Here is a 23,125-nt window from a genome sequence, read left to right as displayed (position 1 = left end):
AGGTGGGTGGCGTACCGGCGGCGGGTCGCCGCAACCGGGCAACCAGCAGGCGCCCCGGCGGAGCGCCGCTCGGGAGGACGCGTTGACCGTCGAACCGGTCCCGTACGACGTCATCGCCCTCGTCCGGGATCCGCTGGCCGGCATGGGCGTACGCTTCCTGCTCTCCGAGGCCCACCGGATCCGCGACCTCACGCTGCGCTGCCAGGTCCAGGACCTGCTCACCGGTACGGTGCCCGACACCTCCGCGCCGCGCCGGCCGGCGGTGGCGGTGCTCGGCGTCGACCTGCCCCCGGCACAGCTGCGCCGGATCTGCGACCGGTGGCCCACCCTGGTGGTGGCGTCGGCGACGGCGATGAGCTCGGCGCTGGCCGCGATCCGGTGCGGCGCCCGCTCGGTGCTCGTCGCGGGGGCGACCGACCCGGCCGAGATGCGCATCGCCCTGGACGCCGTCGTGTCCGGCGGAATCCACCTCGGACGGGGCCTGCAGTGGGCGCCAGCCGAGCCGGTCCGGGCAGCGCCGGCCCGGACCGGCTCGGCAGCCGCCGAAAGCCGGCAGCTTCCGGCGCTCGCTCCCCGGGAGGTGCAGACCCTACGGCTGATCGCCCGGGGTCTCACCCACGCACAGGCCGCCCGGGAGCTGGGGCTGACCGCCGCCACCGTCGACACCTACGTGAAGCGGATCCGGACCAAACTCGCCGTGGGCAACAAGGCCGAGCTGACCAGGCGGGCGATCGAGTTCGGTTACGTACCGGCGCAGCTGGCCGCCACCGGTTCCTGACCCGGTTCGAGACGACCGGCCACCGGCCCGGTGGGCTATCCGGCGGTGCAGTTCACCCGGACCTGTGCGGCACCGATGTGTTCACCGTTCGGGTCCCGGCCGGAGTCCTGCAGGTGCAGCGAGATGGCACCGTTGCGGACCGCCACCGCCCCGGTGCCGACCCACCGTCCCCGGTTCGCCGTCTGGTTGATCGAGAACTGGGCGTACGGGCTCGTCGACGTCCGACCGCCGAGCACCTTGTACACCGCCGGGTTGCCGGCGACGTCGCGCGCCGAGCCGCTGTTCGGGACGAGGACCGAGAAGGTGCAGGTGCCGTTGACCACCGGAGCTGTCTCGAACCACCAGACCACGTAGTTGCGGCCGGTCGCGGTGGAACTGCCGGACATCGGCATCGCCAGCGCCGACCCGGAACAGCCGTCGCCGCGGTGGCCGCCGGTGATGTCGTACCAGCCGGCGGTGCCGTCGCGGTACACCCCCTGGCTGTACCAGTTGTGCGCGTCGTTGTTGCCGGAGCAGCCGGGACCGGCGATCGCCGAGTACGTGGTGGCCGCCAGCCGTGCCGCGCTCGTCGGCTGTGACGCGACCGACCGGCTCTCGCCGGTGGTGGCCGGTGGCGTGGTCCGGGTCGCGGACGCCACGGCGGGGGCGGTCGTCGGCTGCGTCCCGGCCGGTGGCGGCGCCAGGTGCGCGCCGGTCGGCGTACCCGACTGCCGGCCGGCCGTCGTCGGACCGCCGGTCGGGGCGGACCCGTCCGGTTGGCCCGGACTCTCGGATCCGGCCGGCCCGGCCGGGCTGTCCGGGTCGGTGGTCGGCGCGGTGGCGCCTGGTACGTCGGCCGCCCGCGCGGTGCCTTTTCCGCTGCTCAGGTACTCCACCAGGAACCCGGCGACAGCCACGACGACCAGGGTCAGCAGCACCGCGACCAACGCGGCGGCCCCGCGTCGCACCGGTGAGGCAGCCGGATCGCGGTGCAGCACCCGGGTCGCGACCGCGTCGGCGAACGCTGCCCGCGCACGGTCGGCCGGCAGGTGGCCGGTGGGTGCCGCCCCGGCTGGCGGTTGCTGGCCGAGCTGCATCGCTGTCCTCCGGGCACGGTCGGCGTCGACGTCTCGACGCACGTGAACTCGACGCAGGCGACCGCGACGCACGTGATCGCCTCGACCCTCGGATGGAACCCGATCCCCGGGCACCGGAACAGGAAAACCGACCGGCAGAACCGGGTGTCAGTGCCAGGTGCCGGTGTCACTGCCGGGCGAGCCGCGCCAGCAGGCTGCATACCTCCAGGTCCGCCGACCCCTCGCACAGCGACCGGGCCCGGTCGAAGCACCGCAGCTGGTCCTCGGAGCGCTGCTCGGCGCGGGCCACCAGGCCCAACGCGTACCAGGCCTGGGCTTCCCGCAGCTCGTCGCCCAGCTCGTGGCAGACGCCGACGGCGCGGGTGGCGACCGCGACCGCGCGCGGGTGGCCGAGTCGCGCCAGCACCTCGCTGAGCGCGCCGAGACATTCGGCGATCCCGGTCGGATGATGCTCGGCGGCGAACGTCGCGTACGCCTGCTCGAGCACCCGCGCCGCGCCCGGCAGGTCCCCGACCGCAGCCAGGTCGAGACCGAGCCGGTAGCCGAACATGCCGGCGTTCACCCGGTCCCGGCCGGCCGGCTCGGCGAGCCGTTCCAGCCCACGGCGATGGGTCCGCGCCGCCTGCTCCGGATGCCCCAGGTCACGTTGGATGTCGCCGATGGCGTAGCTGGCGATCACCGCCCCCTGCGTCTCGCCCAGCGCGGCGAACAGCTCCGCGGCGAGCCGGGCCCGGTCGAGCGCCTCCGCGAGCCGGCCGCAGCGGTGCAGCGCACCGGTGGTGTAGAGCGTGCTCCACGCGTACCCGACCCGGTCGCCGATCGCCGCGTGCAGCTGCCGGGCCCGCTCGTGCTCCGGCAACGCCTGCCCTGGTTGACGCACCTGGTACTTGAACGCGAAGCCGAGGGAGTCGCGGTGCCGGGCTTCCGCCGCCGGGTCGCCGAGCACGACGGCGGAGTCCACAGCAGCCTGGAAGACTTCGCGCCACGAGGCCAGATGGTGGTGACGGTTGGCGATGCCACGGATCGCGTCCACCACGGTGACGATCTCGGCGTGGCGCTGGTGCTGGGCCGTGCGACGCAACGCCCAGGTGATCGCCCGACGCTGCGCGGTGCACCAGTCGAGGGCGGCCGACGCGGACCCGAACGGGGTACGGGCAGCGGGGAACCGGTGCCGGTCCAGCGGCTCCTGGTACGACGGGAACCAGGCACCGGCGGCGACGACCGCCGCGAGCAGCCCGGTGCGTACCCGGTCGACGGCCGCCTGCTGATCCGCCGGGCTGTCCTCGTCCGCCGCGCGTTCCTGCCCGAACACCACCAGCAGGTCGTGCAACCGGAACCGACCGCCGCTGCCGGTGATCAGGCCCGCCTCGACCAGCCCGTCCAACGCCGTGGCCGCCCGGTCGGTGTCGAGATCGGTGTGGCTGTCGCTGCGGCTGTCGGTGTCGGTGTCGAGCAGGTCGGCCACGGTCGTCACGTCGTAGCCGTGCCACGGCAGCAGTGCCAGTCGGCGCAACGCCGTCTGCTGATCCGGTTCGAGTTGCCGGTACGACACCATGAACGCGGCGCGGACCTCGACGTCCCCGGCGTACAGCCCGTCGAGCCGCCGTCGGCTGTCGCGCAACCGGTCCAACAGACCGCCGACGGTCCACAGCGGTCGGATCGCCAACCGGCTCGCCGCGATCCGCAGCGCCAGCGGCAGGCCGCCGCAGATCCGGACGAGTTCGTCGACCGCCGCCGGCTCGGCGGCCAGCCGGGCCGGACCGACCACTCCGGTCAGCAGCTTGCGGGCGTCGGGGCCGGGCAGCGCACCGAGCGCGATCCGCTCGACGCGCGTCGACCCGGCATCGGCCGAGTCGGTGTCGGTGAGGTCGGTCAGCTGCCGACGACTGGATATCAACACCCGCCAGTCGCCGCCGGTCGGCAGCAACGGCCGCACCTGCGCGGCGTCGCGGGCATCGTCGAGGACCAGTACGCCGCTGCGGCCGGCCGTCATCGCGTCGTACAACGCCAACCGCTCGTTCAGACCGCTGGGGAGGCGACGTCGGTCCACGCCGAGATCGGCGAGCAGCTGCGCCACCGCCGCGCGGGGCGTCACCGGCTGCCGCGCGGTGCCCCGCAGGTCGACGAAGAACGCCCCGTCCGCCAACGCGGCGGCCAGTTCCCGCGCCGCCCGTACGACCACACTGGTCTTTCCGATCCCAGGTGGACCGTGCACCACCACCACGGCCCCGGGCCGCGACATCCGACCGGCCAGCCGGTCCAGTTCGGTGCCACGCCCACTGAAGTCCGGCGGATCCGCCGGCAACGGCACCCTCGGCGGCGTGGTCAGCCCGATCGGTTCAAGATCAGGATCGCCGTCGACGAGCTGGCCCGACGACACCGGCTGGCCCGACGAGACCGACCGGCGTAGCCGCTGCGCCTCGGCCGGCCGCAGCCGCAGCGCCTCGGCCAGCCCGGTCACGGTGGCCCGCTGCGGTCGGCCGACCCGGCCGCGTTCCAGGTCCCGCAGCGTCCGCACGCCGAGCCCGGCAGCCTGCGCCAACTGCTGCTGGCTCAACCCGGCGGCCCGCCGGTACCGTCGCAGCAGCAGCGCGAAGACGTCCGGACCGTCCGGGTCCGCAGCCCCGAGGCTCATCGATCGGCCTTCCGCCGCGCCGACGCTGACCATGCGGGCACAAGTTACCCGACATCAACTCGGCAGCCATACAGCCGAATCACCAGGACTGAACGATCATCAGGTATGCCGACACCGACCGACCTGCCGTCGCCGATGGACTTGCCGACGCTGCTCGTGGCGTTGCGGCGCTCGGCCGGACTGTCGCAGGAGCGCCTCGCCGAGGCCGCCGGACTGTCGTCGCGCACGGTCGGCAACCTGGAACGCGGCCGGGTCGTCCCGCAACCGCTGACGGTCGAACGAATCGCGGCGGTACTCGGCGCGGCGACGTCCGTCGGCGCCGCAGCGGCCGGCCAGCTCACCCGGGCGGCGGCCGCGTCGACGGCCGGCCCGCCGGAGACCGCCCACCCGCTGGCACTGCCCGACCCGACCCCGCCCGGTACGGTACCGCCCGGTAACGGGCGGGAATCCCAACTGCGCCAGATCGGCGAGCTGGCGACGGCGGCCGTCGGACCGGAACCGTCCACGACCGGGCCAACCGTCGTCGTGGTGTACGGACCGGCGGGCACCGGCAAGACGGAGGTCGCGGTGACGGCGGCACACCGGGCCTGCCGACGGTACGGCGTCGACGGGCTGCTGCTGGACCTGGCCGGCACGTCCCGGCAGCCGCTGGCCGTCGGTACGGCGATCGACCGTCTACTCCGCGCGTTCGGGGTCCCGGAGCACCGGGCACCACTGCCGGTCCTGGAACGTGCGACGCTGCTGCGGTCGGTCATGTCCGGTCGGCGCGGGATCCTGGTGCTGGACGACGCGTACGCCGAGGAGCAGGTCCGCCCGGTGCTACCGGCGTCGGCGGGGTGGCTGACGATCGTGACGAGCCGCAGCGGGCTCGCCGGCCTCTTCGGGGCCCGCTGGTGCCCGCTGGAGTCGCCGCCGACCGCCGTGGCCACCGGTGGTCCCGCCGGCTCCGACACCGCGTACCTGCGGTTGCCGGCCGCGCAACGGCAGCTGTTCCGCCGGCTGGCGCTGCTGCGCCCCGGTGACCACCCGGCGACGGTGGCCGAACTGCTGACCGATCTCGGCCCGGCCGCGACCGCCCACGCCCTGGACGGGCTGATCGAGGCGGGGCTGCTGACCGACGCCCCACAGCCGGGCAGCTTCCGCCTCTGCCCGACGGTGCGCCGGCACGCCGCCGCCCGGCTGCGGCAGGAGGAGACCGTCGAGCTGTGGCGCGACACCTGCCTGCGGTTGCGGCGGCACCCGGACCGGCAGCAGTGAGGCCCGAATGTTCCAGGGCCGGTGCCACCGGTCAGGGTTTGCGGGCGACCAGCATGCCCAGCGGTGGGCGGCCCGGTGCCGGCGGGGTCTGCTCGACGGTCACCAGGACCAGGAAGCCGGCCTTGGTCAACAACCGCGCCACCTCGGCCGGCCGCTGCCGGTGGAAGCGCAGGTCGATCCGCTTGCCCTCGAACTCGTCCCGGTGCCGGATGTCATCGCCGACCTGGAAGACCAGCATCAGGTAACCGCCCGGCACCAGCACCCGGTGGAACTCGGCGAACGCCTCCGGCCGCCGCTGCCACGGCAGGTGGATGATCGAGAAGTAGGCGAGCAGCCCGCCGAGCCCGCCGTCGGGCAGGTCCAGGTCGAGCATCGAGCCGACCTCGAACCGCAGCCCTGGGTACGCCTGCCGGGCGTGCGCAATCATGCCCGGGGAGAGATCGATCCCGAACGCGTCCAGCCCGTGCCCGGCCAGCAGCCCGGTGACCCGACCCGGGCCGCAGCCGACATCGGCGACTGCGGTGTTGCCCGTCGAACGCACCAGCTCGGCGAACATGCCGAGCATGGCCCGGTCCAACGGCGCCTCGTCCAGCTCGGTCTTCACCGCCTCGGCGTACTCGCCGACGATCGCGTCGTAGGAGTCACGGGTGGTCTGTAGGAAGTCGGCGTCGGACACCGACAGCACGGTACGCGACCGGCAGCAGCAGCGCCGCGACGACCAGCCCCACCACCGGCCACAGCCAGAACCGGGGTCCCGGCCAGCGAGACGGGTCCTGCCCCGGCCGGATCACCCCGGTGGCGAGCGCCCGGTCGGCCACGTCGATCGCCCGTACCCCGTCGGCGGCCGTCATCCGTACCGTCGGGGTCGTCCCGCCGGGCGCCAACGACATCAGCTGTACGCCGCCGACGTGCCCGTAGCTGATCCGCTGCCCGAGCGACTGGTAGGAACTCCGACCGGTCGATTCCGGCTGGTAGGCGACCACCAGGGCGGCCCCGTCCGGCTGCCAGCCGAGCAGCCGGACCGCCAGCATGTCGGTCACGGCGGGCAGCCGCTGGCCCGGCACCTCGGCGCCGGTCGCCGGGTCGACGCCGATCAGCCGCCAGTCGTCACCGTCCTGCTCGACCAGGGTCAGCCTGCCGCCGTCCGGCTGCCAGGCGCCCTTGCCGGCCAGCGTCCGGCCGGCCGGCAGGTCGAGCGTGTGCCGCCGGTCGGTGGCCAGGTCGACAATGGTCAGCTCGGTACCGAGCTGCAGCGCCAGCCGCCGGCCGTCGACGGTGAACGCGACCGAGTAACCGGGGACGGGCGCGGTGGCGTCGTCGTCGGTGGTGGCCAGCTCCCGTACCGATCCGCTGGCCACGTCGACCAGGCTGACGACCGCCCGGTACGCCGCCCGGTCCGGTGTGCGCGGCACCGAGTCGACCAGCACCAGCCGGCTGCCGTCCGGCGACCAGCCCAGCGGCCGGGTGAGGACGCTGTCGCTGGTGCCCGGCCCGACCGTCTGCACCGACCGGTCGCCGAGGTCGATGACGGCGACACCGGTCCGTCGCCGGTCGTCGCTGCCTTGTTCGTCGGTCCCTTGTTCGTCGCTCCACTGGTGCGCCAACCGGGTGCCGTCCGGGGAGAGCAGCACCACCTCGCCGGCCGGGGCGGTGACCCCGACCCGGTGCACCCGGTACCGGCCGGTCGCGGCGTCCACCACGGCGACGCTGCCGGTGTCGGCACCGCCGAACCCGCTGACCGCGACCGCCGCCGCGCCGATCGGGAACGGATCGGTGATCCGCAGTGTGCCCAACGGCGGGGTGCCGACCCGGTCCGGCAGCGCCTCGACGCCGGCCGTCGCCGACGCGCTGCCCGGCACCAGCAGCGAACCGCCGAGCACGAGCAGGGCCACCGTGATCATCGTTTTCGTCGCGCGCACGTAGGAGACGACGCGTCACGTACCGCGATCGGTTGCCTGATTTTCCTGTCGCATCCGTGTGGTGAGGTGACCGGCATGGGTGTGCTGTACGACTACTTCCGGTCCGTCGATGACGACGCGGCGATCGCGCTGATGGACGAGCTCGACGGCGGGCCGGTCGCCCGCGCTGCCGGCAGCGGCGGCATCGACGGTGCCGGCGGCGTTGCCGTGGACGCCGTCGACCTCAAGTGGATCGACCCTCCGGTCGCTCTCGGCCAGCTCGTCAGCTTCGTCCGGGATGCGCCCTGGCGGGCCAGCCTGGTGCAGAGCCGACTGATCTGGAACCCGGAGGAGCACGGCCCGTGGCTGTTCGGCCTCGACGACGCCGCCAGGGACACCCTCGCCTCGATCAGCGGCGGCCAGCTGCCGGAGCTGTCGGCGCGGTGGGGGCGGATCGACGAGTTCGCCCACTCCGGCCCACTGCCCGAAGGCGAGCTCGTCCCGGTGATCGAGGCGATCGCCGGTCTCGCCCGACGGGCCCGCGACGCCGGTGACCACCTCTACTGCTGGTGCTGCCTGTGACGGGCCACGGCCGACCGGTGCCGCCGGTTCTCATCCTTCTCCCATGATTGCGTGATCTGATCAGCAGACATGGGCAACGCATCGGCGCGCATCCTGGTCGTCGACGACCAACCGAACATCGTCGACATGCTGGTCACCGTGCTCACCTTCCACGGCTTCGCGGTCGACTCCGCGACCACCGTGGCGCAGGCGGAGCAGCTCGCCGAGTCGGGGCGACCGGATCTCGTCGTACTCGACGTGATGCTGCCCGACGGCGACGGGTTCGACCTGTGCCGACGGCTACGGCAACGCGGCCACCGGTTCGGCATCGTCTTCCTGACCGCCCGCGACGCCCGCCGCGACCTGGTCTCCGGGCTCACCCTCGGCGGTGACGACTACCTGACCAAGCCGTTCGCGGTGGAGGAACTGCTGGCCCGGGTACGGGCGGTGCTGCGCCGGGTCGGCTCCGGCACCGCCGGCCGGGACGGTCCCACCGGGCCGGGCGATCCGGCTGGCACGGCCGGTCGGGCCGGTCCCGTGCTGCGCTACGCCGACCTGGAGCTGGACGAGGACACCTTGCTGGTGCAGCGGGCCGGCACCCCGGTCCAGTTGTCGCCGACCGAGTTCAAGCTGCTGCGGTATCTGATGCTCAACTCCGGCCGGGTGTTGTCCCGCAGCCAGATCCTGGAGGCGGTGTGGCGCTACGACTTCGGTGGTGAGTCGAACGTCGTCGACACCTACATCGGCTACCTGCGCCGCAAACTGGACCCGCTGGGTGAGCCGCTGATCGTCACCCACCGCGGCTTCGGCTACGCGCTGCGTACCGCCGTGCAGGGGTGAGCTGTGCCACCGCGCAGTCGCACCCGCCGGGCACCGCGCAGTCGCACCCGTCGGGCACCGCGCTGGTCGCTGCGCGGGTCGCTGATCGCCGCCACCGTCGCGCTCACCTGCGCCGCGCTGCTGATCACCGGCGTGGTCAGCGCGGTCGCGTTGCGCCAGCAGCTGATGGACCGGACCGACGAGCAGCTCACCACCGCCGCCGCGCTGGTCGCCAGCGGCAGCCGGCAGATCGCCCGGGTCGGCGAACGGGACGTGCGGGACCAGACGGTACGCGCGGTGATCGGCCCCACCGAGTTCCTGGTGGAGATCCGGACCGCAGACGGCGAGCTGACCCGGTTCGCGTCCACCGCGCCGGTGCCGGCGACCCCGCTGCTGGACGCCGCACCGGCCCCGCCGCCCGGCGGGCAGTCCCCGCTGACCAGCATCACCACCCCGGAAGGGGTGTACCGGGTGGTGACCGTCGACGCCGGCCCCGGCGTGGTGCTGCTGGGGCTGCCGCTGGCCCCGGTCCGGGAGACCGTGGCGCGGCTGCTCGGCATCGAGGTGCTGGTGTCGGTGGCGGTCGCCGTACTGCTGGCGTTTCTGGCCCGGATGCTGATCGTGGCCCGGATGCGGCCGTTGGACGACATCGCGCGGACCGCCGACGCGATCGCCGGGGGGCAGTTGGACCGCCGGGTGCCGATCACCGACGACCCCCGACGGGTACGGCGTACCGAAGCCGGCCGGCTGACCCTGGCGGTCAACGGCATGCTGGACCGGATCCTCGCCGCGCTGGCCGTGCGGGAGCGTTCCGAGCAGCGGATGCGGTCGTTCGTCGCGGACGCGTCGCACGAGCTGCGCACCCCGCTGACCGTGATCCGCGGCTACACCCAGCTGCTGCGCGGCGGCATGGTCGACGAACAGCGCCGGCCGGACGTGCTGCGCCGGCTCGACGACGAGGCCGCCCGGATGTCCACGATGGTGTCCGACCTGCTGTTTCTGGCCCGGTTGGACGCCGAGCCGCAGTTGCAGGACGAGCCGGTCGACATCGCTGTGCTGGCCCGCGACGCGGTCGCCGACGCGCTCGCCGTCGAGCCGGAACGGGTGATCGCGCTGGATTCGCCACCGCATCTGCTCGTCGCCGGTGACGCGGACGCGTTGCGGCGGGTGCTGGCGAACCTGCTGGCCAACGTACGGGCGCACACGCCGGTCGAGGCGAACGCCGAGGTGTCGGTGCACGCCGACGCCGGCCGGGTGCGGGTGGCGGTGTCGGACACCGGGCCGGGGCTGACCCCGGAGGCCACCGAACGGATCTTCGACCGCTTCTACCGGGCGGGCGCGGCGGGCGGCGCCGCCGAGGGTAGCGGGCTCGGGTTGGCGATCGTCGCCGACGCGGTACGGGCTCTCGGCGGCGAGGTCGGCGCCGACACCACTCCCGGCGGCGGGACCACCATCTGGTTCACCGTCCCGGCCGCACCGGCCGATGCCGCTGGCGTCACTCGTAGTGGTAACGGCATGAAATGACAGTGATTGCCCCCTGCTCGACCGCGTACACCAGACGGTGCTCATCGTCGATGCGCCGCGACCGCAGGCCGGCAAGGGTGTTTCGAAGAATCTCGGGCTTGCCGATGCCTGGCCCGTCAGGGTCCCGCTTGATATCGGAAATCAGGGCGTTGATTCGCCTCAGCGTCTTGCGGTCCTGGGTCTGCCAGTACAGGTAGTCGGCCCAGGCGTTGTCGGTCCAGGTGAGCTTCACTCGTCGAGACCCAGGTCACGCTCGACGGCGGTCCCGGCCCGCCACTGATCGATGCTCTCCATCAGGTGATTCGCGTTGGCAGGCGTCCGGAGCAGGTAGTTCGTCTCCATGATCGAATCCCAGTCCTCCTTGCTCACCAGCACTGCGTTGCCCCGCTTGGAGACGATCTCAATCGGGGTGTGGTCCTCGTTGACCCGCTCGATGAGCGGGAACAGGGTCTTGCGGGCCTCGCTCGCACTGATCGCCGCCGCCACGACACCTCCTCAATCTTGTACCGGATACGGTACCACTTGCCGGACTCCGCTGCCAGAATGCTCCCTCGCACCCCCGTAGCGGCTTGCGGTTGACGAGCAGCGCCGGGCGGGAGTGTCGCGGTGACGTCGGCGGGCACAGCGGGTACGGTCTCCGGCCGTGGCGACGAAACCGGCGAACCAGGCCGCCGCGCGGGCGGCGGCGATTGAAGCCGACGCGGAGAAGTATCCGGACGAGCGGGCCGAGCTCCTGCTGGAAGCGGCCGAGGCGTGGCGGGCGGCCGGCCAGCTCGACCGGGCACGCAAGCTGCTGGCCGAGCTGATCGCGGCGGGCGGCGAGGACGGCTGCTACGCGCGGTGCGACCTGGCCGGGATCGAGTTCGAGGCCGGGGCGGACAGCGAGGCGTACGCGGAGCTGGCCCGGCTCGCCCGCGACCCCGACCTCAGTGAGGGGCAGTGCACTCTCGTCGCCGAACTGCTGGCCGAACGCGGTGACCTGCCGGCGGCGCTGGAATGGTACGACCGGGCCGTCGCCCGCCTGACGCCGGACGAGCTCGAGGCGCTGCGCGGGCCGGACGGCTGGATGAAGATGTCGTCGGTGATGGTCCGGGCCCGGCGCGAGGTCCGGCGTCAGCTCGGGTTGCCGGCGGACAACACCGACGAGATAGCTCCGGCGGCACCGGCGCAGCAGATGGCCGAGCCGGCCGGACTGCCGACGACGCTGGACGAGGCGCGGGAGCACTTCGAGTCGGGTCGGATACCCGATCAACTGCGGCTGCTGGTGTTTCAGCGCGCCGAGCGGGCCGAGGCCCGCCGCCGGTGGCCCGACGCGTACGTCGACCCTGACGAGGAGTACTTTCCGGCGGCGGAGCGTCGCTGGCGCGGCCTGGCCGAAAGCGGAGTGCCGGCGATCCGCGTGGTGCCGGCCACGGTTGCCGGGTTGTCGGAGTTCGCCGAGCGGATCGGTGAGTCGCCACTCGACTCGGCGGTGAAGACCCGGTACGCCAGGCTGGCCGCCGACCAGGACACCATCGTCTGGCCACCGGGACGCAACGATCCGTGCTGGTGCGGGTCGGGTACCAAGTACAAGAAGTGCTGCGGCCGAGCAGGCCTGGCTCGTAACGCCGTAGTCCGACCAGCGACCTAGCTGAGACCGGGGCAGGCTGTCGGTAGTCCGATCGTGCGGGCGATGTCCAGCATCCGCTTGTCGTAACTGATCAGGACCGTCAGGGCGGCGCCCAGCACCTGAGCGCTTGCGATGTGGATCGCGTCCAGGGACCGCGTACCAGGTGGTACGAGCGCAGCGGTGTCCCGGACCTCGGCGGTCAGCAGGATCTCGGTGAAGTTGCGAAGCAGATTCGACATTATGTCGGGATAGTCACCGATCGTGTCGAGGGTACGGACGGTCTCGACGAACCCGAGGGTCGACGTGGCCATCGGTGCCGCAGGTTGATCGCCAAGATACTCGCGCAACCCGGGCGCGTACGACCGGCCAGAGACGAGGGTGACGAGAGCCGAGGAGTCAAGGTAGATCAACGGTCCTCGTCCTCACGGGCTTCGAGCAGCAGGTCCAGCGGTGACACGTCCTCTGGTACGTCGAAGTGCGGGATTTGGTCCAAGTCGCTCGTCGTGGTCGTGGCGAGTTTGATCAGGCCCTTCGCGACCAGCGGCGAGTAGCGGCTGAGGGCGGCCGAACCAGGTAGCAGCACGGCGATCACGGTGCCGTGCCGGGTGACCTCGAGCGTTTCGCCACGCTCGACCCTGGCGAACATGGCACTCGGGTTGTACGAGAATTCACGTACGGACACGGTGCTCAACCCGACCCCCCAACTGTGCCTACAACTCAACCATAGTACCTACAGCTTCAGCCGCCGCCCGGAACCACGGGACGAGCTGGTGCGGTTGCAGCGGTGCGGGCAGTTCTTAACGGGTTCTCATCGAACTCACGTCCGGCTTGCACCCCGGCCGGATGTGATCGGGGCATGCGCATCTGGAGACCTCGCAACCGGCGAGGATGGCTGCTGCTCACCGCGGCGCTGCTGATCCCCGGGAGTCTCGTCGTCGCGGACCGGATCGCCGCCGGCGTGGTCGGCGCCCGGCTCGCCGACACCGCCGCCTGCGTCCTCGGGCTGGCCGAGCCGCCGCAGGTCGACGTGCACGGCTTCCCCTTCGTGACGCAGGCGTTGGCCGGCCGGTTCGCCGGTCTCACCGTCACCGCCGACCGCTTCGGTGAAAGCGAGCTGCCGATCGCCGGGGTCACCGCCGAGGTACGCGACGTCGAGTTCGACGGGGGCCTGGCGGCGGCCGGTGCCGGCTCCGCGGCGTCGGGCCCGGTTGAGATCCGGATCGGCCGGCTGTACGCCGCGCTCACGGTCGACCTCGCCCGCCTCGACGCGCTGGCCGACGACCGGGCCGACAGCGGAGCCGACGACTCCGTGGGCGGTCTGCTCTCCGGGGCCGACGTGCAGATTCGCGGCAGCGACAACGGCCAGCTGATCGTCGACGTGACAGCGACGATCTTCGGCCAGGCCGTGCCGGTGACCGTGTACGCCGTACCCGTGCTCGACGGCCGCATGTTGCGGATCGAGCCGGTGGAGGTCGAGGTGTTCGGGCTGCGCCGCTCCGCCGACCAGCTGGCCGGTGCCCTCGGCGCCGGCGCCCTCGGCGAGCGCCGGATCGAACGGGAGCTGCCCGAGCTGCCGGCCGGGCTGGCGTACCAGGGACTGACCGCGACCGCCGACGGGCTGCGTCTGGAGATCACCGGCGAGTCCGTCACCGTCGGCGGGGATGACCTACGGCCCGTCGGACGGGCGACGCCGTCAGCCACCGACACCTGCGGGGAGCCGGCGTGAACACGGTGGAGACCGGCGCCGTGCACCGGATGATGGGCGCGGTCGGCAGCGCGGTGGTACGGCGGCCGTGGTGGGTGATCAGCGCCTGGTTGCTGGTGGCCGTCACGGTGGCGGCGTTGATCGCCGGCTTCGGCCGGCCGACCGAGGAGGACGTCTCGCTGCCCGGCAGCGACGGCCAGATCGGGCGGGACCTGCTCGACCAGCACTTCTCCGGCAGCGACGAGGCCAGCGGGCAGCTGATCTTCGAAGCGAGCGACGGGCGGTTGGATGATCCGGCGAACGTCGCGGCGGTCACCGCCGCGCTCGACCGGGTCGAGCAGGCACCGCACGTGGTGTCGGTGACCCCGCCGGCCGCCGCAGCCGGCACGATCAGCGCCGACGGCACGATCGGCTACGCGACCGTACGGCTGGATATCGGCCCGCGCTCGGTCACCCGGCAGATGTCCGACGACATTGTCGACGCCGCAGCCCCGGCCCGCGACGCCGGCATCGAGACCGTGCCCGGCGGCGCGCTGGCCCGCCACGACGCCGCGACCCACGCCAGCGAACTGCTCGGTCTCGGAGTCGCGGTGATCGTGCTGGTGCTGGTCTTCGGTGGGCTGGTCGCCGCCGCGTTGCCGCTGTTCACCGGAGTGCTCACGCTGCTGATCGGGGTCGGCGCGGTCGGGCTGGCCGGGCACCTGACCGACATGCCGGGGGTGGCGAGCACCCTGGCCACGATGATCGGTCTCGGTGTCGGCATCGACTACGCGCTGTTCCTGGTCACCCGCTACCGGACACTCCTCGACGACGGTACGGCGATCGGGCCGGCGATCGTCGCCACGGTCGCCTCGTCGGGCAGTGCGGTGCTGTTCGCCGGCGGTACGGTGATCGTCGCGCTCGGCGGGCTGGCCGTCGCCCAGGTGCCGATCCTCACCACGTTGGGCTGGACGGCCGGGCTGGTGGTGCTGGTCGCAGTGGCCGCCGCCACCACTCTGCTGCCGGCGCTGCTGGCTGTACTCGGCCCCCGGATCGGCGCGCTGCGCGTTCCCGGCCTGCGGCGACGCGGTGACAGCGGCGCCTTCTGGGGGCGGCTGGCCGACCGGGTCACCCGCCGCCCCGGCCGCTACGCCCTCGGCACCGCCGCCCTGCTGGCCCTGCTGGCGGCGCCGACGCTCGGGTTGCAGCTGGGGCAGACCGACCCCGGCGACGATCTGCCGGGTAGCCCCACCCGGCTCGGCTACGACCTGATGGCCGAAGGGTTCGGGCCCGGGGTCAACGGCATGCTCAGCGTGGTCGTCTCATGGGACTCGCCGGCCACCGGGCCGGACGACCCGCGCGTGCTGGCGCTGCGTCAGGAGCTGTCCGCCACCGACGGTGTCGCGACGGTCGCGCCACCGGCCGTCTCCGGCGACGGTCGGGTGAGCACGTTGCGGGTGCAGCCGACCACCGCCCCCAGCGATCCGGCCACCGTGGACACCGTGGCGGCGCTGCGGGACGTCCAGCCGGACGGCGGGCAGCTGCACGTCACCGGCGCGGTGGCGATCAAGTCTGATCTCACCGATCAGGTCGCCGACCGGATGCCGTGGGTGATCGCCGTGGTGGTGGCGCTCTCCGCGGTGCTGCTGCTGTTCGCGTTCCGGGCACCCGTGCTGGCGGTCAAGGCGGCGGTGATGAACCTGCTGTCGGTCGGTGCCGCGTACGGGGCGCTGGTCGCGGTGTTCGTCTGGGGGTGGGGGACCGCGGTGACCGGGCTGGACGGCCCGGTGCCGGTCGAGTCGTACGTGCCGATGATGCTGTTCGCGCTGCTGTTCGGCCTGTCCATGGACTACGAGGTGTTTCTGCTGACGGCGGTCGGTGAGAGCTGGCAACGGACCGGTGACAACCTGCTGTCGGTACGCACCGGGCTGGCCGCCACCGGCCGGGTGATCACCTCGGCCGCGTTGATCATGGTCTGCGTCTTCGCCAGCTTCGTGCTCAACCCGAGCCCGGTGATCAAGATGTTCGGGCTGGGGATGGCGGTGGCGATCGCAGTGGACGCCACGATCATCCGTGGCCTGCTGGTACCGGCCACGATGGCGCTGCTCGGCCGGGCCAACTGGTGGCGACCCGGCGCGGGCGGACCGGCCGCCGGGGACACCCAGGCGGACACCCAGCGCGACGGTCTGCTACCGGTCGGCGAAGCGGGTCGACCACTCGACGCAGCAGCCGGGCTGCCGTTCAGCACCGACGGTAACCCACCGTAGTATGCCTAGTGGACCAGATCACGGGGGGTGCGGTGGCTGGGCGGCTGGCAAACCGACTGGGAACGGCCCGCGAAGAGGCGTTCGTCGGCCGTGCCGCCGAACTGGACGCCTTCCGGGCCGCACTGGCCGGCACGCCCGACGGATGTCCGGTGTGGTTCGTGCACGGCCCCGGCGGCATCGGAAAGTCCATGTTGCTGCGTCGGTTCGCGGCCCTCGCCCGCGACGCCGGCCGGATCGTCGTTCAGGTCGACGGCGCCGGCATCGACCCGTCCCCGGCCGGATTCACCGCAGCCGCCTACGCTGCGCTCAGCGGCGCCCCGGCCGTCCTGCTCGTCGACACGTTCGAACGCTGCCAGGGCCTGGAAGGCTGGCTGCGGGACCGGTTCCTGCCGCGCATCCCGGACGGCGTCGTCGTGGTGGTCGCCGGCCGGCAGGCACCGGACTGCGAGTGGCAGGCCGACCTCGGCTGGTCCGGCGTACTGCGGGTGGAGAGCCTCGGCGGTCTGCCGCCGGACGCGGCCACCGAACTGCTGGACCGGCGCGGCGTACCGCGTGAACTCTGGGACGCGGTGCTGCGCTTCGCCGGCGGCCATCCGCTCGCGCTCAACCTCTCCGCCGCGGTCGCCGTCGGCGACCGGCGGGCCGCCGCCACCTGGACACCGACCCCGGACGTCGTCGCGACCCTGCTGCACCACCTGGTCGGCGAGGTGCCGTCGGCGCAGCACCGGCTCGCGCTGGAGACCTGCTCACACGCGCTGACCACCACCGAGGACCTGCTGCGTTCGGTGGTCGGCGAGGCGGCGGCGGAGCTGTTCGCCTGGCTGCGCCGGCTACCATTCGTCCAAAGTGGCCGTGATGGGGTCGTCCCGCACGACGTGGTACGCAGTGTGCTGGACGCGGATCTGCGCTGGCGGGACCCGCACGGCTACCAGGTGATGCACGCCCGGGTGGCGGCCCACCTGCTGCACCGGGCGCGGGCCGCCAGCGGCGAGGCCGTGCTGCCGGCGGTCCGCTCGCTGTACCACATCCTGCAGGACACCGCCGTGATGGCGCCGTTCGCGCTGCGCCACGGCGGCGGCGCGGTCTACCCGGACCGGGCGACGCCCGCCGACCACGCCACCCTGCGGCGGATCGTGCGGGAGTCCGGCGACGGCACCGACCAGCTGGTCGGATTCTGGCTGGACCGCCAACCGGAGGCGTTCGACGTATACCGGCGCTCGCTCGACGGAGCCGTCGCCGGGTTCCAGGTGACCCTGCGGCTGACCGGCCCGGACCCGGACGAGATCGCCGCCGACCCGGTGGTCGCGGCGGTCTGGCGGTCCGCCGCCGCCGCGCCGCCCCGGGCCGGCGAACACATCCTGCTCACCCGGTTCAGCTACCCGTTGGCGGCGCGGCGGCGCTCCGCGGTCCGGGATCTGATGCACGTCCGGACCCTGCAGTGGTGGATCCGGTCGCAGCGGCTCGCCTGGTCGTTCCTCACGCTGGCCGACGAGGCGGTCGGGGTGGCCGAGTTCATCGACCACCAGCCGGTCCGGCCCCGGCCGGTGGTGGACGGCCGGGCGTACGACCTGTACGCGCACGACTGGCGGGCGGTCCCGGTGGACGTGTGGGCGGCCCGGGTGACCGCGTGGCCGCTGGCTGGCCCGGCAGCGCGGTCGTCAACCGGCCCGACGGTCCGTTCCTCGACCGGCGCGACCACCGCCGTCGCCGCCCTGGTGCACACGGTGCTGTCCCGCCCCGACTTCGACGCGGCGGTCCGATCGGCGCTGCGGCTGCTGCACGACGGGTCGGCGTTGCGGTCCAACCCGTTGACCCGCAGCCGGCTGGTGCTCGGTTCCGGTTCCGGTGCCGGTCCGGCCGCCGACCCGGTGGGCGCGCTGCGGACGCTGCTGACCGACGCGGCGGAGTCGCTGCGGCACGACCCACGTGATGCCAAGCTGTACCGGGTGCTGTCCGCCACCTACCTGGCCGGGCCGACCACCCAGGAGGCGGCGGCGGACCGGCTCGGTCTGCCGGCCAGCACGTACAAGCGGCATCTGCGGGCCGCCATCGACCGGGTCTGTGAGCTGTTGTGGCGCAAGGAGTCGGCACCTGACCGCCGCTCGGCTTGAGTCAGCCGTGCAGTTCGCGGTGCCACAGGGCGTCGCTGATCCGGTCCAACGCCCGGGTCAGGTGCCGCCGGTAGGTGCTGAACGGCAAGCCGAGCCGGTCCGCCGCCGCCTCCTGCGTCGGGGTGCCGTGCACGAACGTGGTGACCAGCACCCGGTGTGACCGAACGTCGTCGCGCAGGCCGTCGAGCGCGGCACCGAGCACACCGCGCAGCGCGTCGACCGGGTCACCGTCCGGGCGGTCGCCGTCCGGGCGGTCGGCGACCAGCCGGGTACGGACCAGCGGGTTGGCGGCGAGCGCGTCGGGGCGGCGCCAGGCCCGCATCGCGGACCGGACCGCCGCGTCGAACTCGGGGCGGGACAGCACCAGCAGGTCGGCACCGGGCCGGGCGGTACGCGGCTGCAGCCCGTACAGCAGCTGTTGCTGGTTGTGGTCGAGCCAGTGCATCAGCGGCGTGACCCGCCAGTCGTGAAAGAACAGGTGGTACGGGCGTCCGCCGACCTGCGGCACCGTCTCGACGGGATGGTCGTCGAAGTAGGCCAGGTGCGGCCCCCAGAACTCGGCGTCGTGCAGCACCAGGTAGTGCAGGGCCAGACCCTTGTCATGCAGGTAGTGGGCCAGCATCCGCATCTGGATCATGTCGGTCACCGGCGACGGCCGCTGGCAGGACGGGGGATGCACCATGAACCGGGCCAGACCGATGTGTTCGCCGCCGCGCAGCGGGGCGCTGGCCCGGCAGTGCCGCCAGGCGGTGTCGACGACCGGGTCGGCTTCCAGCTCGGCCGGCTGCGGATCGTCCAGGTCCAGCCAGATCATGAAGCCCACCACCTCGTCGGTGGCGGAGCTGCGGTAGACGTGGCAGCCCTCGGGCTGGCGGTCCAGCCAGAAGCCGACCAGCGCGGCGGACTCCGGGCCTTCGGCCTCGCTGGCGAGGTCCAGCACCGTCGGCCGGTCCGCCGGCTGGTACGGATCCTCGTAGGCCTCGCCCTCGTCGGCGAAGGTGAAGTAGCGGCGGATCTCCTGCGCGTGCCGTTGCAGGTACATCATCGCGCCGACCGCCGGCAGCACCGCCGGCCCGGTGGCGGCCAACGCCTGCTCGAGCAGGTAGGCGTGCAGCCGCCGGTGCATCGTCTCGTAGCCCTGCGGGTCGCGCCAGCGCAGGTCGTCGTTGAGCGCGTCGCGGACCACGTCGTGCGGGCGCAGGCCGCGGGCGTCGGACTCGATGAACGGCAATTCACGCAGCCAGGCGAAGATCGGCCCGGGGTCGCGGTCCAGGGCGGCCCGCAGCAGTCCTTCGGTGGTCGTCTGGGCGTGCGCGCAGATTTCCAGCGCCTGCCGGTGCAGCGGCGACGGCGTCTCCCCGATCAGCTGGGTGAGCAGGGTCTCCACCACGTTCAGACTGGGCCGCCAGACGGCGGTGGCGGCGGCGTCGTGGGTGACCGCGACCTCGGCGGCGAGCCGCAGCGCCAGTGGGTGGCCGCCGGCGAACGACAGCACCGAGGGGTGCAGATCCGGCGGTACGCCCCGACGGTTGAGCAGCGCGACGGCGTGCTCCCGGGACAGGTTGTCCATCGGGATCACTTTCAGCAGGTCACGCCAGGCCGGATCGGCCCGCCACTGCGGCCCGGGGCCGCCCCGGCCGGCCAGCACCACCAGGACGGACTCCGGCAGTCGGGGCAGAAACCGGTCCCGCAGCCAGTCCTCCAGCCCTTGGCAGTGCTCGAAGGAGTCGACCAGCAGCACCGCCGTCTCGTCGGACAGTGCATCAGCGGCGGCGAGCTCGAACCGGGCCGGTGACGGACTGACCGCCCGGCCGTCCACATGCACCACCCGGCGCCCGGCGGCGGCCGCATCGTCGCCGAAGTACCGCAGCAGGGTGGACTTGCCGATACCACCCGGCCCGTGCAGGTAGAGCACTCCGAGCGGCTCGGGGGCGCGCTCCAACGCCTCCCGCAGCAGGGCGAGCTCGGCTGCCCGGCCGACGAAGTGGTGCTCCCGGGTCTGCCGCAGCCGTCGGTCCAGACTGGTGGTCGCTTGCCCACATCCGGCCATCACAAATCGATATCTTAGTGAAGCCGGTACGCCAACGACCGCCCCGGCCCGGCTGCCGGGACGGCACCACCGGCGGCTCCGAGGCGGGATCGGCAGGTCACCGTGACTGCAGGGCGTCCAGCGCGACGGCCATGGCGATCACCAGGCGGCGGTCCAGTTGCGGGTGGTGGATGTCGACCTGGTAGTTGTCCCGCAGGCCCCACTTGCGCACCACGGAGAAGGCCGGCTGGCCGTCGATGGTGAAGTCGAAGTGGTACGGCAGCCAGGAAAGCAGGTCGCTGAACCGGCGCAGCAGGGCGACCGCCACGTTACGTTCCGCGCCGGTCGCCACGCCGAGCCCGGGCTGCTCCAGGTGCCAGGTGGAGCGCAGCAGTGACTTGGCGAAGTCCTTGCGGAACAGTCCGATCGGGTGGCCGGCGGCGTCCGTCACGTCGTAGGTCGCCCCGAGGTCGATCACCTGCCGGGCCTTGAATCCGAGTACGGGCTGCTGGCGCTGGTCGTCGGCGTAGAGGGTGACCTGTTCGCGGAAGGCCAGCCGCTTCTGCTGGGCGAAGGCGAGCAGCGGCCCGGGTGAGCCGTCCGGGCCGACGGCGCGGACCTCGTACTGGTTGACCATCAACCGGATGCGCTGTCTCACGTACAACTGTCGGAGCGTCTGCAGTTGCTGCTGGTCCATCGGTCGCTGGCCTTCTTCCGTCGGGTGGGCGGCCGTTCGCTACCGGCGCGGTGGGCGGCCGATCACCACCGGATTGAAAGTTTGCCATGGATACCTGGTACGACACTCACCGGCATCACCGACCACATATCCTTCAGTAGCCTCCACGCTACGTTCCGTCCGCCCCTGCGGCAGGCTGACGACAAAGGATTCGGACGCATGTGGCCTATTCAGCAGAAATCTTCCGCTGCCACGCAACCATCCGCCGGCTCCCCCGACGACAGCGAGGCGCTGCCCGAACTCGCCGACGCGGACTGGATGCACCACGCCCGGGCGTTCGCCGAGACCAGCTTCTGGACGGTCGCCCGCCGACTGCCCGGGATCCTCGCTGAGGCGGTCCGGTTGGCCTGGTCGGTGAGCCCACGCGACACGGTCGCCGCGATCGGGCTGAACATCGTGGCCGGGGTGATGACGACTTTCGGGCTGCTGGCCACCAGCAGCGTACTGCGGGAACTGTTCGCCTCCGGGCCGACGCCGGACCGGATCCGCGCGGCCGCCCCGGCCCTCACCGTCGCCGCGCTCGCCGTGGTGGCCCGGGGCGGGCTGACCATCGCCGCCGGCTGGGCCCAGGCCCGGCTGGCCCCGCAGGTCACCTACCGGGCCGAGCTGCGGCTGTTCGAGGCCACCACGTCGGTGGAGCTGGCCGCGTTCGACGACGCCGGCTTCGCCGAGGAGATGGACCGGGCCCGCGACCGGGGCACCGTCGAAGCGGCGTCCATCGTCGACGACGCGGTGAACCTCACCACCGGAGTCGTCGGGGTGGCCGCCACCGCCGCCGCGGTCACCGTCATCGAACCGCTGCTGCTGCCGTGCCTGCTGCTGGCCGCCGTACCGGCCGCCGTCACCGCCATCCGGATCGCCCGCCGCGAATACCTCGCGCTGCTGGCCCGGATCACCCGCCGACGGCGGATGTGGATGCTGGCCCATTTGATGGCCAACCGGCACACCGCCGCGGAAATCCGCACCTACCAGATGCGGGACTTCCTGCTCGGCGAGTACCACCGCACGATGACCACCGAGACCCGGGCCCAGCTGCGGCTGGTCCGGGCGCAGACCGGCACCCGGGTGGTCGGGGGTGCGTTCAGCGGTACCGCTGCCTTCGTCGTGTACGCCGTACTCGGCGGTCTGCTCCTGGTCGGCATGATCCCGCTGGCCGCCGCCGCCACCGCGATGATCGCGCTCCAGGCGGCCCGGGCCAACCTCAACACCGCCATCCACGCCACCAACTCGCTGTACGAGGACGCGCTGTACTACCGCGACTACCGCGACTTCCTGGCCCGCGCCGACCGGCAGGTGCCGCCGGCCGGCGGACGGCGGATCGGCGGGTACGACGAGATCGAGCTGGACGGGGTCAGCCTGAGCTACCCGGACACCGACCATCCGGCGGTCGACGGGGTCAGCCTGACCCTGCGCCGGGGTGAGGTGATCGCACTGGTCGGTGAGAACGGCTCCGGCAAGTCGACCCTGGCCAAGCTGATCGCCGGGCTGTACCGGCCGAGCAGCGGCAGCATCCGCTGGGACGGCGTCGACATCGACGAGATCGACCCACAGCGGCTCGCCGGCCAGGTCGCGGTGATGAGCCAGGACTGGTGGCGGTTCCCGTTCACCGCCGGGCAGAACATCACCATCGGCCGAACCGACCGCGACCAGGCAGGGCACGGTCAGCCGGACCTCGACCGGCCGGTGGGCGACCGGATACGTCCATCCATGGTGGATGCCGCGACCGCCGCCACCGCCCACGACATGATCGAGAGCCTGCCACGCGGCTACCGGACGCTGCTCGACCGCAACTTCCGGGAGGGCCACGACCTGTCCGGTGGCCAGTGGCAGCGCCTCGTCGCCGCCCGCGGCATCTACCGCGACGCGCCGCTGCTGATCTGCGACGAACCGTCGGCGGCGCTGGACGCCCGCGCCGAACACGCCCTGTTCCAGCAGCTCCGCCGCCGGCCGGACCGGACCGTCGTACTGATCACCCACCGGCTGGCGAACGTCCGCTGGGCCGACCGGATCTACGTGCTGCGGTCGGGCCGGCTGGTCGAGGCCGGTACGCACGACGAGCTGCTCGCCGCCGACGGGCTGTACCGGGAACTGTTCGAACTGCAGGCGAGCGGGTACGCCGACACGCCGGTCGGATAATCGAC

At 72.7% G+C, this 23,125-nt stretch carries 20 protein-coding genes; 10 read left to right on the top strand and 10 right to left on the bottom strand.

Going from position 1 to position 23,125, the window contains the following annotated elements; genetic code table 11:
• Positions 1–82 precede the first annotated feature (82 nt).
• Positions 83–778 carry a response regulator transcription factor gene (locus ACN27J_RS22850; protein WP_421369380.1) on the top strand — a complete coding sequence of 232 codons (696 nt, stop codon included), beginning with the start codon at positions 83–85 and terminating at the stop codon, positions 776–778.
• A gap of 35 nt (positions 779–813) precedes the next feature.
• Here the strand turns inward: ACN27J_RS22850 and ACN27J_RS22845 are convergent, their stop codons facing one another.
• The gene (locus tag ACN27J_RS22845) at positions 814–1,854 is read right to left on the bottom strand and encodes a hypothetical protein (protein WP_421369378.1); all 1,041 of its coding nucleotides are present in this window, start codon (positions 1,852–1,854) and stop codon (positions 814–816) included.
• A gap of 166 nt (positions 1,855–2,020) precedes the next feature.
• Positions 2,021–4,489: a helix-turn-helix domain-containing protein gene (locus tag ACN27J_RS22840; RefSeq protein ID WP_421369376.1), complete on the bottom strand. Its 2,469-nt coding sequence runs from the start codon at positions 4,487–4,489 to the stop codon at positions 2,021–2,023.
• A gap of 105 nt (positions 4,490–4,594) precedes the next feature.
• Here ACN27J_RS22840 and ACN27J_RS22835 point away from each other — a divergent pair, with 105 nt between their 5' ends.
• Entirely contained in the window at positions 4,595–5,746 is a 1,152-nt protein-coding gene (locus ACN27J_RS22835; protein ID WP_421369374.1) for a helix-turn-helix domain-containing protein, read from the top strand.
• Between the two features lie 31 nt (positions 5,747–5,777).
• On the opposite strand, the gene ACN27J_RS22830 is transcribed toward ACN27J_RS22835, so the two are convergent.
• Both ACN27J_RS22830 and ACN27J_RS22825 read right to left on the bottom strand, forming a co-directional pair.
• On the bottom strand, positions 5,778–6,422 hold the full coding sequence (locus ACN27J_RS22830; protein WP_421369373.1) for a methyltransferase domain-containing protein: 645 nt from the start codon (positions 6,420–6,422) through the stop codon (positions 5,778–5,780).
• Positions 6,388–7,665 carry a hypothetical protein gene (locus ACN27J_RS22825; protein WP_421369371.1) on the bottom strand — a complete coding sequence of 426 codons (1,278 nt, stop codon included), beginning with the start codon at positions 7,663–7,665 and terminating at the stop codon, positions 6,388–6,390. The genes ACN27J_RS22830 and ACN27J_RS22825 overlap by 35 nt, the downstream gene beginning before the upstream one ends.
• A 75-nt stretch (positions 7,666–7,740) precedes the next feature.
• Here ACN27J_RS22825 and ACN27J_RS22820 point away from each other — a divergent pair, with 75 nt between their 5' ends.
• From ACN27J_RS22820 to ACN27J_RS22810, 3 genes are all read left to right on the top strand, one after another.
• A complete protein-coding gene (locus ACN27J_RS22820) occupies positions 7,741–8,226 on the top strand; it encodes a hypothetical protein (protein WP_421369369.1) in 486 nt (161 codons plus the stop codon).
• A 69-nt stretch (positions 8,227–8,295) separates the two neighbouring features.
• The gene (locus tag ACN27J_RS22815) at positions 8,296–9,045 is read left to right on the top strand and encodes a response regulator transcription factor (protein ID WP_421369367.1); all 750 of its coding nucleotides are present in this window, start codon (positions 8,296–8,298) and stop codon (positions 9,043–9,045) included.
• 3 nt (positions 9,046–9,048) lie between these two features.
• Positions 9,049–10,548: a sensor histidine kinase gene (locus ACN27J_RS22810; RefSeq protein WP_421369365.1), complete on the top strand. Its 1,500-nt coding sequence runs from the start codon at positions 9,049–9,051 to the stop codon at positions 10,546–10,548.
• Here the strand turns inward: ACN27J_RS22810 and ACN27J_RS22805 are convergent.
• Positions 10,520–10,780, bottom strand: coding sequence for a Txe/YoeB family addiction module toxin (locus ACN27J_RS22805; protein ID WP_421369363.1), 261 nt, complete (start codon positions 10,778–10,780; stop codon positions 10,520–10,522). The genes ACN27J_RS22810 and ACN27J_RS22805 overlap by 29 nt on opposite strands.
• Positions 10,777–11,034 (bottom strand): type II toxin-antitoxin system Phd/YefM family antitoxin, encoded by a 258-nt coding sequence (locus tag ACN27J_RS22800; protein WP_278173223.1) that lies wholly within the window; start codon positions 11,032–11,034, stop codon positions 10,777–10,779. The genes ACN27J_RS22805 and ACN27J_RS22800 overlap by 4 nt, the downstream gene beginning before the upstream one ends.
• Positions 11,035–11,191: 157 nt before the next feature.
• On the opposite strand from ACN27J_RS22800, the gene ACN27J_RS22795 reads away from it, so the two are divergent.
• Positions 11,192–12,178, top strand: a complete 987-nt coding sequence (locus ACN27J_RS22795) for an SEC-C metal-binding domain-containing protein (RefSeq protein ID WP_421369361.1) — start codon at positions 11,192–11,194, stop codon at positions 12,176–12,178.
• On the opposite strand, the gene ACN27J_RS22790 is transcribed toward ACN27J_RS22795, so the two are convergent.
• Positions 12,175–12,567, bottom strand: a complete 393-nt coding sequence (locus ACN27J_RS22790) for a type II toxin-antitoxin system VapC family toxin (RefSeq protein WP_421369359.1) — start codon at positions 12,565–12,567, stop codon at positions 12,175–12,177. The two genes, ACN27J_RS22795 and ACN27J_RS22790, sit on opposite strands and share 4 nt — an antisense overlap.
• A complete protein-coding gene (locus ACN27J_RS22785; protein WP_421369357.1) occupies positions 12,564–12,839 on the bottom strand; it encodes a type II toxin-antitoxin system Phd/YefM family antitoxin in 276 nt (91 codons plus the stop codon). Before ACN27J_RS22785 ends, ACN27J_RS22790 begins: the two co-directional genes overlap by 4 nt.
• 174 nt (positions 12,840–13,013) lie before the next feature.
• Between ACN27J_RS22785 and ACN27J_RS22780 the strand changes: the two genes are divergently transcribed.
• From ACN27J_RS22780 to ACN27J_RS22770, 3 genes are read left to right on the top strand one after another with little or no spacing between them, the layout of a single operon-like run.
• Entirely contained in the window at positions 13,014–13,883 is an 870-nt protein-coding gene (locus ACN27J_RS22780) for a DUF2993 domain-containing protein (protein WP_421369355.1), read from the top strand.
• On the top strand, positions 13,880–16,108 hold the full coding sequence (locus ACN27J_RS22775; RefSeq protein ID WP_421369353.1) for an MMPL family transporter: 2,229 nt from the start codon (positions 13,880–13,882) through the stop codon (positions 16,106–16,108). The genes ACN27J_RS22780 and ACN27J_RS22775 overlap by 4 nt, the downstream gene beginning before the upstream one ends.
• An 8-nt stretch (positions 16,109–16,116) precedes the next feature.
• Positions 16,117–18,219 carry an AAA family ATPase gene (locus tag ACN27J_RS22770; protein ID WP_421369351.1) on the top strand — a complete coding sequence of 701 codons (2,103 nt, stop codon included), beginning with the start codon at positions 16,117–16,119 and terminating at the stop codon, positions 18,217–18,219.
• A gap of 1 nt (position 18,220) precedes the next feature.
• Here ACN27J_RS22770 and ACN27J_RS22765 read toward each other — a convergent pair whose 3' ends face one another.
• Together ACN27J_RS22765 and ACN27J_RS22760 are read right to left on the bottom strand one after the other, a co-directional pair.
• On the bottom strand, positions 18,221–20,269 hold the full coding sequence (locus ACN27J_RS22765) for an AAA family ATPase (protein WP_421369349.1): 2,049 nt from the start codon (positions 20,267–20,269) through the stop codon (positions 18,221–18,223).
• Between the two features lie 97 nt (positions 20,270–20,366).
• Positions 20,367–20,945 carry a hypothetical protein gene (locus ACN27J_RS22760; RefSeq protein ID WP_421369347.1) on the bottom strand — a complete coding sequence of 193 codons (579 nt, stop codon included), beginning with the start codon at positions 20,943–20,945 and terminating at the stop codon, positions 20,367–20,369.
• A gap of 198 nt (positions 20,946–21,143) precedes the next feature.
• Here ACN27J_RS22760 and ACN27J_RS22755 point away from each other — a divergent pair, with 198 nt between their 5' ends.
• Positions 21,144–23,120 carry an ABC transporter ATP-binding protein gene (locus ACN27J_RS22755; RefSeq protein WP_421369346.1) on the top strand — a complete coding sequence of 659 codons (1,977 nt, stop codon included), beginning with the start codon at positions 21,144–21,146 and terminating at the stop codon, positions 23,118–23,120.
• Positions 23,121–23,125: the final 5 nt, after the last annotated feature.

The sequence above is a fragment of the Solwaraspora sp. WMMB762 genome, from assembly GCF_049179115.1.
Taxonomy (GTDB): domain Bacteria; phylum Actinomycetota; class Actinomycetes; order Mycobacteriales; family Micromonosporaceae; genus Micromonospora_E.
This window is presented reverse-complemented; position numbering and strand designations above follow the sequence as displayed.

What these genes read in the sequence shown, in the direction of transcription:
- ACN27J_RS22845 (WP_421369378.1), bottom strand. Translation starts at nt 1,854, where the DNA reads ATGCAGCTCGGCCAGCAACCGCCAGCCGGGGCGGCACCCACCGGCCAC.
- ACN27J_RS22840 (WP_421369376.1), bottom strand. Translation starts at nt 4,489, where the DNA reads ATGAGCCTCGGGGCTGCGGACCCGGACGGTCCGGACGTCTTCGCGCTG.
- ACN27J_RS22835 (WP_421369374.1), top strand. Translation starts at nt 4,595, where the DNA reads ATGCCGACACCGACCGACCTGCCGTCGCCGATGGACTTGCCGACGCTG.
- ACN27J_RS22820 (WP_421369369.1), top strand. Translation starts at nt 7,741, where the DNA reads ATGGGTGTGCTGTACGACTACTTCCGGTCCGTCGATGACGACGCGGCG.
- ACN27J_RS22815 (WP_421369367.1), top strand. Translation starts at nt 8,296, where the DNA reads ATGGGCAACGCATCGGCGCGCATCCTGGTCGTCGACGACCAACCGAAC.
- ACN27J_RS22780 (WP_421369355.1), top strand. Translation starts at nt 13,014, where the DNA reads ATGCGCATCTGGAGACCTCGCAACCGGCGAGGATGGCTGCTGCTCACC.
- ACN27J_RS22765 (WP_421369349.1), bottom strand. Translation starts at nt 20,269, where the DNA reads ATGGCCGGATGTGGGCAAGCGACCACCAGTCTGGACCGACGGCTGCGG.
- ACN27J_RS22760 (WP_421369347.1), bottom strand. Translation starts at nt 20,945, where the DNA reads ATGGACCAGCAGCAACTGCAGACGCTCCGACAGTTGTACGTGAGACAG.
- ACN27J_RS22755 (WP_421369346.1), top strand. Translation starts at nt 21,144, where the DNA reads ATGTGGCCTATTCAGCAGAAATCTTCCGCTGCCACGCAACCATCCGCC.